The 11,911-nt window shown below is 71.9% G+C and carries 7 protein-coding genes; 1 reads left to right on the top strand and 6 read right to left on the bottom strand.

Annotated features, from left to right (window positions below; genetic code table 11):
* Positions 1-92 precede the first annotated feature (92 nt).
* The gene (locus BLV96_RS37425; protein WP_091390090.1) at positions 93-1,037 is read left to right on the top strand and encodes an ATP-binding protein; all 945 of its coding nucleotides are present in this window, start codon (positions 93-95) and stop codon (positions 1,035-1,037) included.
* Here BLV96_RS37425 and BLV96_RS37420 read toward each other — a convergent pair.
* From BLV96_RS37420 to BLV96_RS37395, 6 genes are all read right to left on the bottom strand, one after another.
* On the bottom strand, positions 1,034-1,231 hold the full coding sequence (locus BLV96_RS37420) for a hypothetical protein (RefSeq protein ID WP_091390086.1): 198 nt from the start codon (positions 1,229-1,231) through the stop codon (positions 1,034-1,036). The two genes, BLV96_RS37425 and BLV96_RS37420, sit on opposite strands and share 4 nt — an antisense overlap.
* Before the next feature lie 31 nt (positions 1,232-1,262).
* Positions 1,263-5,054 carry a hypothetical protein gene (locus BLV96_RS50945; RefSeq protein WP_244180758.1) on the bottom strand — a complete coding sequence of 1,264 codons (3,792 nt, stop codon included), beginning with the start codon at positions 5,052-5,054 and terminating at the stop codon, positions 1,263-1,265.
* A gap of 101 nt (positions 5,055-5,155) precedes the next feature.
* Entirely contained in the window at positions 5,156-6,157 is a 1,002-nt protein-coding gene (locus BLV96_RS37410) for a C40 family peptidase (RefSeq protein WP_086677380.1), read from the bottom strand.
* A gap of 2 nt (positions 6,158-6,159) precedes the next feature.
* Positions 6,160-6,759, bottom strand: a complete 600-nt coding sequence (locus BLV96_RS37405) for a hypothetical protein (RefSeq protein ID WP_086677382.1) — start codon at positions 6,757-6,759, stop codon at positions 6,160-6,162.
* Between the two features lie 3 nt (positions 6,760-6,762).
* On the bottom strand, positions 6,763-8,844 hold the full coding sequence (locus BLV96_RS37400; protein WP_091390082.1) for a hypothetical protein: 2,082 nt from the start codon (positions 8,842-8,844) through the stop codon (positions 6,763-6,765).
* Positions 8,845-8,950: 106 nt separating this feature from the next.
* Complete coding sequence (locus BLV96_RS37395) at positions 8,951-11,911, bottom strand: ATP-binding protein (protein ID WP_086677384.1); 2,961 nt, start codon at positions 11,909-11,911, stop codon at positions 8,951-8,953.

The following is an 11,911-nucleotide window of genomic DNA, read 5'->3' as shown; positions in this document are numbered from 1 at the left end:
ATGATCGCCCGATCGGGCGCGGGCCGGTCGGGTGTACGTTGACTGTCAATAATGAAAACCGTCTTCATTCTCATTTTCGGGAGGGGCTCCTCGTGAAGATCGCGTTCGTCGGCAAGGGCGGCAGCGGCAAGACCACGTTGTCGTCGCTGTTCGTCGCGTACCTCGCCGACGCCGGCCGTCCGGTGCTGGCCATCGACGCCGACATCAACCAGCACCTCGCGGTGGCGCTCGGCGCGACCGAGGAGGAAGCGCTGGCCTGGCCGACGCTCGGCGACAACATGGCGCTGATCAAGGACTACCTGCGCGGCGACAACCCGCGGATCCCGGACGCGGCGTCGATGATCAAGACGACGCCGCCGGGCCGCGGGTCGCGGCTGGTCCGGCCGTTCGAGGACAGCCCCGTGTTCGACGCGTGCTTCCGGCAGCTGGGCGGCGTCCGGCTGGGCGTCACCGGGCAGTTCGACGAGGACGACCTGGGTGTCAAGTGCTACCACTCGAAGGTGGGCGCGGCCGAGCTGCTGCTCAACCACCTGGTGGACGTCGAGGGCGAGTACGTCGTGATGGACATGACCGCGGGGGCGGACGCGTTCGCGTCGGGGCTGTTCACGCGGTTCGACGTGACGTTCCTGGTGTGCGAGCCGACGGTCCGCAGCGTGGGCGTGTACCGCCAGTACGCGGACTACGCGCGCGACTACGGCGTGCGGCTGGTGGTGGTCGGCAACAAGGTGACCGACGCCGACGACATCGAGTTCCTGCAGGACCAGGTGGGATCGGCGCTCCTGGGGTGGCTGTCGGCTTCAGGGCACGTACGCGCGGCGGAGCGCGGCTCGGCCCGGCCGATCACCGAGCTCGAGCCGCGCAACCTTTCGACGCTGCGTTCGATGCACGCGACGGTGGACGCGGAGCAGCGCGACTGGGCGCGCTACCAGCGCCAGGCGGTGGAGTTCCACCTGCGCAACGCGAACGCCTGGGCGGGCGCGGACCTGGCTGCGCAGGTGGACCCGGAGTTCGTGGTGAGCCCGGGGCTGGCGGTCTAGTCGTCGTTCCAGGAAGCGTCCGCGGCATCGGCCTGCCGGGTCCGTTCCTTGGCGATGTCGAGTGCCCGCCGGGCGGTGGCTTCGTCGGGGTAGGGGCCGAGCAGGTCGATGCCGCGGCTGCGTTCGAGGTGCTCGACCTGCTTGGTGCGGGTGTTGTAGTACCACCCCTGGTCCGGGTTCGGGTCTTTGGACATGAACTCAGGTTCGCACCACTGGGCCGGGTTGTCAGCGCTTGTACCGGTAGGGGATCTCGGTCGGCTGCCCGGTGGGGCCGAAGTCCGGGGGTTCTTCGGGTTCTTTCTGCTGGTCGGTGAACTCGTCGAACCACCCGCGGGGGGTGCCTCGGGGCGGGGTTTCCTGCTGGTCTTTGGAGGGTTGCGGGAGAGGGGTGTCGGGGCCGGGGAAGACGGGCCGCGCGGTGGGCGGGGCGGGGGGCATGGTGCCGGGACCGGGGAAGACCGGGCGCGCAGGGGCGGCGTGGCGGGCCGGGAAGGGCTGGGGCGTCGATTCGGGGCCCGGGAAGACGGGTTTGTTGTTCCACGGAGGGGTGGCTGTGGGGGGTTGCTGGGGGTTGGCCGGTTGAAAGCCCGACGGCGGCTGGGGGCTCGGCTGCTGCGGGACTGGCTGCTGCGAGGTGGCAGGCGGCCTGGGGCCTGGCTGTTGGGGGCTTGGCTGCTGCGAGCTGACGGGTTGGCGAGGGCCCGGCTGCTGCGAACCGACAGGCGACTGCGCGCCCGGCTCCTGAAGGCCTGGCTCCTGCGAACTGGCCGGCGGCTGGAGGCCCGGCTGCTGCGGGCTGGCAGGCGGCCTGCGGCCTGGCTGCTGGGGGCTTGACTGCTGGGGGCTTGGCTGCTGCGAGCTGACGGGTTGGCGAGGACCTGGCTGCTGCGAACCGACAGGCGACTGCGCGCCCGGCTCCTGCGAACTGGCCGGCGGCTGGAGGCCTGGCTGCTGCGCGCTTGGCTGCTGCGAGCTGACGGGTTGGCGAGGGCCCGGCTGCTGCGAACCGGCGGGCGACTGCGCGCCCGGCTCCTGAAGGCCTGGCTCCTGCGAACTGGCCGGCGACTGCGCGCCTGGCTGCTGCGGGCCTGGCTGCTGCGAACCGACAGGCGGCTGAGGGTTGGCGGGCTGTTGCTGGTGCGGAGGAAGATGCCGACTTGCGGCAGCCGGCTGCTGTTGAGCCGCAGCGGGAGGCTGCTGCGAAGCAGGCTGCTGATGCGGCGAGCCAACAGGCGGTTGCTGAGCAGCAGCGGCCGGCTGCGATTGCGACCCCGGCACATTGGGCGGCTGCGCCCATACCAACGGCTCAGCGACGGGCCGCGGCTGAACCGGCGCCTGAGACTGCTCGACCGAGCCCGACGGCCCGCCTATTGGCGACTCCACCACGGGCGCTTCCGACTGCGACGCAACCGGCGGCTGCGGCTCCTCCGTAGCCCCGACAGGCAAGTCCGACGAACCAACGGCCGGCGAATGCGGCTCCACCGACTGCCGCTGCTCCACGGGCAATTCCGGCAGCGACTCAACCGGCGCCGACGGTCGCACCTGCGACTCGCCAAGCGACTGCTGCTCGCCCGCAGCCGGCGATTCGGGCTGAGACAGCGCCTCGGCGGGCGATTGTGGCTGGTCTAAAGCTTGCGGCTGATCCGCAGCGGGCGATTGCGGCTCCGATTCAACAGCCGGCTCCGACTGCACCCCCGACTCAGCAAGCGACTGCCTCTGCTCCGCAGCCAGTTCCGGGCGCGAGTCGGCAGGAGGTTGCAGCTGGTCCGCCAACTGCGGCTCCGGCTCGACAACCGATTCCGGCCGCACAACCGGCTCAACAACCGACTGCCGCTGCTCCGCAGCCGGTTCCGACCGCGCCTCGGCCGGCGACTGCACCTCCGAATCGGCAGGCGATTGCAGCTCCGGCTCGACAAGCGGCTCCGACCGGGCCACCGACTCGTCCGGCGATTCCGGCTGCGAGTCAACCGGCGGACGTGGCTGAGCCGGCGACTCGGCGACCGGCCGCGAGTGAGCCGCGGCCGCCGAGGACGGCTCCGGCTCGACAGGCGAGTGCGGCTGATCCACCGCCGCTGTTTGCGGCTCCGGCTCGGCAAGCGATCGCCGCTGGTCGACAGGCTGCGGCTCGGAAGGCGACTGCGACGGAACCGCGGCCTGCGATTCCGCTCGCGACTCGGCAGCCGAATGCGGCTGCGCCGCAGTCTGCGATCCGGGCTGCGACTCAACCGGCGGACGTGGCTGAGCCGGCGACTCGGCGATCGTTTGCCGCTGATCCGCACCGGCCGATTGCGGCTCCGGCTCGACAACCGGCGCCGGCTCGGCAGGCGATTGCCGCACGTCCGCGGCCGACGATTGCGACTCCAACGGCCGTGGCGCCTGCACCTCCGACTCGATAGCCGGCTGCCGCTGGTCAGCGGCCGGGAGCGGCTCCGACTCGGCAGCCGGCTCCGGCTCGATGGCCGATTGCGACTGCGCGGCGGCCGGCGATTCCGGCTCGACAGCCGCTTGCCGCTGGTCAGCGGCCGGGAGCGGCCCCGCCTCGGCAACCGGCTCCGGCTCGGCGAACGATTGCGACTGCGCGGCGGCCGGCGATTCCGGCTCGGCGACCGCTTGCCGCTGGTCAGCGGCCGGGAGCGGCCCCGCCTCGGCAACCGGCTCCGGCTCGGCGAACGATTGCGACTGCGCGGCGGCCGGCGATTCCGGCTCGGCGACCGCTTGCCGCTGGTCAGCGGCCGGGAGCGGCCCCGCCTCGGCAACCGGCTCCGGCTCGGCGAACGATTGCGACTGCGCGGCGGCCGGCGATTCCGGCTCGACAGCCGGTTGCCGCTGGTCAGCAGCCGTTGAGAGCGGCTCCGGCTCGGTAAGCGACTGCGGCCGAGCCGCCGGCTGTGACTCGACCGACCGTTGTGCCTGCATCTCCGGTTCGGTGGCTGCTTGCTGCTGGTCAGCGGCCGCCTTGAGCGGCTCCGGCTCAGCAGGCGACTGCGGCTGACCCATGGCCGCCGACTGCGGCTGCACCTCCGGCCCGATAGGCGATTGCGGCCGCCCAGCCGTCGGCGATTCCGGCTCCACGGCCGCTTGCCGCTGGTCAGCGGCCGCCCAGAGTGGCTCCGGCTCGATGGGCGATGGCGGCCGCCCAGCCGTCGGCGATTCCGGCTCGGCAACCACCTGGTCCGTGGCCGACGAATCCGGCCGCCCCGCGGACTCGGCCGGCGACGGCCCCCCGGCGAAGGCCTGCGCCCCAGCGGATGGCTGCTCACCAGCAACCGGCGCCACGAAAGACTGCGCCACCCCAGAGTGCCCCACCTCGGAAGCCGCCGGTGAAGTGAACGACCCAGCTTCCGGCGCCGCATGGCGAGGTGCCCTCGGCCCCGACTGCGAACCGGACCAGCCGGAACCCGGAGCAGCCGGGAACTGCTCCGGTGTCCCCGGTACCGACTGCGCCGGGGGTGGGTGCGGGACCGTCCGCCACACCGGTGCCGGCCCGATGTTCATCGGGGCTGGTACCTGCCCGGACGGTGCCCCCGTCGGGGGTGCCGGACGCGCCGCCGGGCGCGGGATCGGGTCCAGCGATGACACCAACACCGACGTGTTCTCCGGGTCCTCCACCTTCCGCCCGCTGCGCTCGCGGTAGACCATCTCGCCGTCGGCGTCCATCTCGACCAGGTAGCCCGCCTCGGCCAGCTGCTCCTCGTCCAGGTCCGCCAGCCGCTCGTACCGAGACGGCACCACCCGATAGATCGGCCACGCCAGCGACGCATGCTCCGCGTGGAACTGGGCCAGCAGCGCCGCCATCTGGTGCTGCCACGGCAGCGACATGCCCTCCGCCAACGACCTCGGCAACACCACGTACCCCGGGTCCACGCCCGGGTAGCCCTGGGCCAGCTGGTCGGCCAGCGGCGTGCTCGACACGGGGCGCGCCGACTGCCTCGGCGGCTGGGGTGCGCCGAACAGCGCCGCCGGGTCCTGGGGCGAGCCCGTGCCGGGCTTGCCTCGTTTGCCGAATTTGCGTCCCACGTGCTCATCCTCTGCCAGTACGCGGTCACCTGCTCGTGGAAGCGGCCGCGACGTCGGGTGAATCGGCCGGCCCCGTTCGGGTCAAGGGCTCTCGACCCATGCTAAACGCCGGGCCGGACCGCCTGCGGTACGACTTCGGCCTCGTCGAACGAGAACGCGCGCGTGTGCACCGGCACGCCCGTCTGCTGGGCCTCGACGACCTTGCCGTCGCCCAGGAACATCATCACGTGGTGGATCGTGTCCGGGTTCGACGGGTCGTTGGCCAGGAAGATGAGGTCACCGGGCTGCGCCTCGCGCACCGGCAGCAACGCGCCCGCGTGGTACTGGTCGCGGGACACCCGGGGCAGGATGATCCCGGCCGACTCGTACGCGCGCAGCATCAGGCCCGAGCAGTCGTACGAATTCGGGCCCGTCGCGCCCCACACGTACGGCTTGCCCTGTTCGCCCAGCGCGAAGCTGATCGCCTTGCCGGCGGCCTGGCTCGGCGGCAGCAGCTGGCCGAGGCCGGTGCCGCACGCGACGACGTCGACGACCTGGCCGACGTTCTCCACCAGCGTCGCCGCCATCGGCTCCCACTTGTGGTACCGGTCCGGGAAACCCGAGCGCTCGACGGCCTGCGCGGCGTCGCCCGGGCGCTTGTTCTCCCAGTCCGGCACCCCGAGCAGCACGTCGTAGAACTTGTTGACCTCGTACGTCGGGTCGGTGACCTGCGCCACCGTGCCCCAGCCCATCGTCGGGCGCATCTGGAAGATGCCGAGGGAGTCGCGGTCGCCGTAGGTGAGGTTGTGGAGCCCGGACTCGGTCATCCCGGCCTGGATCGCGACCTGCCACGCGCGCGGCGCCAGTGTCCGCTGCTTGCCGATCGAGACGATCAGCGCGACGATCCCCTTCTGCTCGTCGTCGAGCTTCGACGCGTCGACCGTGCCGCGCTCGCCCTCGCCGGGCTGGGTCGGCCCGACCGAGGCGTCGCAGCTCATCAGCGACACGCCCCGGGCCTGCGCCTGCTGGTTGTCGATGACGACCTTGGCGGCGACGGCTGTGACGATCAGGGCGCCGATCGCGACGAACACGACCAGCCCCAGCCACAACCCCAGCCGCCGCACGCTCAGCTCGCCTGGTCGTAGTCGGCGACGCGCCAGCCCGCGTTGGTGTTCACGACCGTGATGGCGAGCTTCGGCCCGTCCGTCGGGATGGTCAGCTGCACCGAGCTCGTGTACGACGTCCCGACGACCGGCTCACCGGTGACCTTGGTGGCCGGGATGTTCGCCGGGTCGACCGACGCCATCACCGGCAGGTACTCCTCGGTCGTGAACGGCTTCAGCTGCGCGAGCCACTGCTCGGAGGTGATGCCGGCGGGGTGGTTGACCCACGCCGCGGCCCACTCCTTGGCGACGCGGACGGCGTCGCCGTTCGGCGCTGCGGTGGTCGGGGTGGCCAGCGGCGCGGACAGCCGCGTCGGCAGGTTCGACGTCGGGACCGGCGCCGCGACGCCCGGCGGGGTCGCGGTGACGGACGTCGTCGTCCCGGTGGTGGGTGCCGCCTTGGCCTGCGGCTTGCCGACGACCTTCGGCAGCACGATGCCGAGCGCGGTGACCAGGATCGCCAGGATGACCAGCGTCCCCATCAGGTGGCGGGGCGAGCGCAGCGGCCAGCCCCACAGGCGGCGGTAGACCGCGGCGCGGCCGCGGTTGGTGCGGATCGGCATCGGTCACCGCCCCATGACTTGGTCGGTGTCCCGCGGCTCTTCGCGGACCTCGATGCCGCGCGACGGCCGGTACAACACGAAAACCGGCTTGCCGGCGACGACTTCGGGGTCGACGCGCCGGGGTTGCGCCCGCACGCCCGGCGTCCGCGGCACGTCCTGCGGCGTGTAGTCGCTGAAGCCGGATTCGGGCGTGCGCAGGTCGGACGGGACGACGACGGGCTCGGGCTCGTCGTTCCAGCGCCGGTCGGCGACCGGCGAGGTGTCGACGCGCCGGCTTTCCTGCCGCGTGGTCGGCCGCCCGCCGGCGCCGACGACGACGTAGTCGCCGGGGTCGCCGTTGGCGGGGTTGTACTGGCCGAACACCGGGGCACCGGGCCGGCCGCCCGCGGGCAGCGCGCCCGCGGAACCCCCGCCGCCGACGGCTCCCGGCCACGCGCCCGACCAGGCCGCGGCCGGGCGGGCCGCACCGGAAGCGTTGTCGAGGCGCTGGGCGTTGGCGAAGATCGTGGCCTCGGGCCGGAACCGGCCCCCACCCGCGGTGGCGCCGAGCGGACCGCGCTGTTCGCCGTCGACGACGTCGTCGGTGTCGCGCACGTTCTGCCAGAACTCGTCCTGCGGTGTCGGGCCGTTCTTGTGGCGCCGGAACCGCGAGAAGATCCCGCCGCCGGGCGACGGCACGGCGGCGCCGACCATGCTGACCGACATCTCGACCATCTGCCACAAGCGGCGCACGGGGCGCCCGACCATGAACAGCAGCACGGTGATGAGCCCGGCGAGGACCATCTGCGTGAGCATGTTGAGCGAGTTCCCGGCGTCGAAGATGGCTTGCAGGAGCAGGGCGTGCACACCGGCGAGAACGGAGAGCACGACGAGGTTGAAGGCGACCCCGCCGGCGACCTTGAGGACGCGGCGGAGGATTTCCGGGTGCAGCAGGGCGACGAGCCCGATCAGGGGGGCGGTGAGGGCGAAGAGGCGGATGAGGACCTGGGCGAGGAGGACGCTCGCCTTGGCCAGGAGCTGGAAGAGGGAGTAGACGAGGGCTTGGCCGAGGGAGAGGAAGCCCGCGCCCGTGCGGCCGCCCGCTTCGCCGGTGAAGTAGCCGGTGGCGGGGCCGAGTTTGGTGGAGATGTCCTTGTAGGCGTTCTTCTTGCCGTCGATGACCGACTGGTTGGCGTCGTCGCCGTTCACCAGCTGGTTGCGGGTGAACGCTTGCGCGTCGAGCAGCGGTTTGCCGTACTGCTCCGCCTGCGGTGCCGTGGGCGTGCCGAACTCCCCGCGCAGCCAGTTGTTGTAGACGATCTGCGTGTGGAGCTGCGTGGGCAGGATGTCGCGGATGATGCGGTCACCGCTGTCGTCGACGAAGCCCGCCTGGATGTTCGTGGTGGTCTGGACGATCGCTTTGTCGATCGGATCGAAGTAGCGCAGCATCGCCAGTGACGACGCCGCGAGCCACACCCCGGCCAGTGCGTAGAGCGCCCGTTTGCTGACCGCGGCGAGGTCACCGCGCCAGATGTTGCGGAACAGCATGATCGACAGGATCAGCGCAACCAGGCCGAACAACTGGGCGTAGATGTTGTTGTAGACCTTCTCGGCGCCCGACTTGACCGCGGCGTAGATCGGGTTCAGCAAGCCGCCTTCGAGCACCGTGTAGTGCAGCGAGTTGGTGGCGCCGACGATGTTCTTGCCCAGGTTGAACAGCTGGTTGCCACCCCAGGTGTCCAAAGTGGACCCGGCCGGGGTGAGGTTCAGGCCCGAGCAGTTGGTCTCGAAGGTGTTCCAGACCATGCCCGCGTAGCTGTAGTCGATGTAGGCGCTGTTCGGTTCGCCGTGGCCCTCCGGCGGGTCGATCGCGCCGACCATGCCCGCGCCCGGCCGCTCCGGGTTGGGCGCCTCGCCGCACGCCGCCGCGCTGGCCGCCGGGGCCGTGGCGATGGCCTGCAGGCCGAGCACCAGCATGACGGCGAACATCGTCGCCTTGCGGCTCGGGACGCGGCGCGCCTTCGGGCCTTCCTTGATCCGGCGCTTCAGCGCGTGCCATGCGGCGGCCAGCGTCAGCAGCACCGCCAACGTCAGCAAGGTGTTCATGCGGCACCCTCCGCGGTCTCCCGCGTGGGTACGGCCGTCCGGGAGGAACGGCAGGCCCGCCCCTCGCAGCCGGGGGCGGTGCGGCTACTTCGGGTCCGGGCGGCGTTCATGCGGCGTCCCGGCCGGTGCCGCCCTTTCCGCCCGTGCGGGCGTGCTGCTGCCCGCCGTTGCCGTTCGGGGACACTCCGCCTTCCACCTCGCCCGTCTCGGACGCCAACGGGTCCGGCGCGCCCAGGAGGTTCTCGTCGGCCAGGCCGACCTCCAGTTCCGCCGCCAGCTCGAAGTCCTGCTCCAGCTCGATGTCCTCTTCCGGCGGTGAAGCGACGTACGGCTTCTTCTCCTCCGCCGGCAACGCCAGCTCGTTCCCCGGCCGGCGCGAGGGCGCCGCGTCCTTGGAACCCGGTGTCGTGTCCATGACCGCCCGCAGGTGGTCCAGGTGCGGGCCGGAGAAGTCGACGCGGATGCGCTCCACGCCGCCCGCGCCGTCGCCGAAGATGAACTGGCGGGGCTCCACGTCCCGCTCCAACCCGCTTCGCTGCGCGCCCGGACGACGGCCCAGCGCCGCCACGACCTGCTCGTAGCCCACGCCGACCGGGACCTTCAGCAGCCGCAACGCGTCCGCCTGGGCGTCGTCGTCGTCGAGACGGCCCACGAACACCGAGTCCAGCAGGGCCACGAAACCTTGGATCTTCAAGAAGTCCGCCGGGATCTGCGAGGACAGGAGCACCCGGACGTTCCACTTTCGCGAGTCACGCGCGAAGCGGTTCATCAGCACGCGCCCGGTCGGGACCTCGGAGAGGAAGAACGCCTCGTCGATCCAGACGCCCTTGCGCATCTCCTTCGGCTTCTCGTACACCGACCGCTGGGTCAGCCACGCCGCGAGGTTCAGCATCTCGACGCCGAGGGACTCCGCGTCCGTCCAGTACTCGCGGGGGACGCCGTCCTTCGGCAGGGTCAGGCCGGCCATCGTCAGGACCGTCAGCCGGTCGTCGCGGGTCTCCGCGTACGGGTCCGCGTCCGACTCCGGGATCAGCAGCGCCATCCGCTCGCGCATCTCGTCGAGGAAGTCCGCGACGACGCCCGCGTGCTCGTGGTGCTCCGACGAATCCCGCCGGAGTGCGTCGATCACCTGGCCGGGGTCGGCGTCGAACCGGCCGCCGACGGTGCGGACCGCGCGCAGCAGCACGATCCGCGTCTGCGCCATCCGGGACACCTCGTACGGCAGGACACCCTGCAGGACGTCCAGCACCAGACGCCGTCGCGTCGCGCCCGCGAGGGCTTTCTCGCGGCGCCACGAGCGCTCCGGGTCGTCCTCGTCCATGAAGTGCTCGATCAGCGGCTCGGCGACCACCCGGTACGGGTTCAGGATCCCCGGCTGCGCGTTGAGCAGGTTGATCGGCCGCGCGTACGGGCGCAGCTCCGGCAGGTCGCACAGCCGCGACAGCGGGCCGGACGGGTCGAGGATCGTCCAGTTCGCCCCCGCGCGCAGCGTCTTGTAGACGATGCCGCCGCCGAGGAACGACTTACCACCACCCAGGCCCGCCACCATGGCCGTCAGGCCGGAGCCGTCGCGGATCTCCTGGGCCATCCACGGGTCCCAGGCGACCGGGCGCCGCGTGGCCGTGCACGTCTCGCCGAGCAGGATGCCGCGGCGGTCGCCGACCTCAGCCGTCGCCGTCGGGACCGCCGAGGACGCCCACACCACCGACCCGCGGCGCATGTACGCCGCCGAGGCCAGCGGCTCGCCCGGGATGAACTCCCGGGCCATCGCGTACTGGGCTTCGGGGTGCTCGATCGCGATCTTCGGCTTGTAGAGGTCGAGCAGCTGCTGGGCCAGGCGCAGCGCGTCGCGCTCGGTCGGGCCGGACACCGCCAGCCGCCACCACGACCGGACGCGGGTGGCCAGCGCGGTGAAGCCCGACGTCATCTCGTCGTCGATCTCCAGCACCCGCCCGGCCTGCCGCGACAGCGACTGCGGTGGTTCCAGCTCGTGTTCGTCGGTGTAGTGCTTGACCTGCGAGCGCACCTTGTTCATCTGCCGCTGCAGCTCACCGGCCACCTCCTCGGGGCGCCGGACGTAGATGCGCGCGGACACCTCGACCGCGGCGGGCAGCCGGTCGGCGTGCTGGATCCACGGGTCGTCGACCTCGGGGATCTGCAGGCCGTGCATCTGCCCGACGGTGAGGATCGCCAGGTGCCGCGAGACACCCGCGTTGGAGCCGGTGCGGCCGCGGACGGTGACCGTCGGCGCGTACGGGTCGGCGTAGTAGTCGGCGGCGTCGGTGAAGCTGGCCAGGTCCTCCGGCTCCCAGGCCGCGCCGGGCACCGCGGGCATGTTCCGCGGCGCGGGCAGGCCGAGCGAGCACGAGCGGTGCATCAGCCAGGACATCTCCTCGGCGTGCACCGGCCGGCCTTCCAGCCCGGCGCTGCCGATGACCTGGTCGAGGTGCTCGACCTCGGAGTCCAGCGCGGTCAGCTCGGCGTCGACGGCCTCGGGCAGGATCTTGCGCAGCACCGGCGCGGCCCGCTCGACCGCGCGGTCGACCATCCGCCGGGTCTGCACCTGGACGCCCAGGTAGACCTCTTTTTCGGCCATCGAGCGGCCCATCAGCTGCTGCTGCTCGCCGATCAGGTAGTCGTCGAACGACAGCGCGCCCGGGACGTCGCCGGGGCGGCCGTGGGCGTTGTAGACGTGCGCCTCGGCCCACATCCGGATCGGGTACGGCCGGTTCGTCACGCGCAGGTGCAGCCAGCGGCCCTGCAGCTCGGAGTACTGGCCGGCGATGGCCGCGACGAGGTCGCGCCGCTGCGAGTCCGACCGGAACGACCAGCGCTGCGGCGCGAGCCGGTACCAGGCGTAGACCTCGACACCGGTGCGGACCAGGTGCCCGTCGATGCTTCGCACCGCGATCGACGGGGTATACGCGGGGATCGCCTGCTCGCCGGTCAGGCGACGGCCCTTGCCGCCCGAACCGTTGCGCGGCGCGCGGACCTGCTCGGGCGGTTGCCATGCGCCCGAGTGCGTCTCCCGACCCCGTTTTCCTCGGCTACCGCCGCGACCGAACAA

Origin of the sequence: Amycolatopsis pretoriensis, from assembly GCF_900107925.1 — a bacterium.
Lineage (GTDB): Bacteria > Actinomycetota > Actinomycetes > Mycobacteriales > Pseudonocardiaceae > Amycolatopsis > Amycolatopsis pretoriensis.
Note: the sequence above shows the minus strand (reverse complement) of the source record. Positions and strands in the feature narration are given on the sequence as shown.

Coding starts and splice junctions, on each gene's coding strand:
- BLV96_RS37420 (WP_091390086.1), bottom strand. CDS start 1,231: ATGTCCAAAGACCCGAACCCGGACCAGGGGTGGTACTACAACACCCGC.
- BLV96_RS37405 (WP_086677382.1), bottom strand. CDS start 6,759: ATGCCGATCCGCACCAACCGCGGCCGCGCCGCGGTCTACCGCCGCCTG.
- BLV96_RS37400 (WP_091390082.1), bottom strand. CDS start 8,844: ATGAACACCTTGCTGACGTTGGCGGTGCTGCTGACGCTGGCCGCCGCA.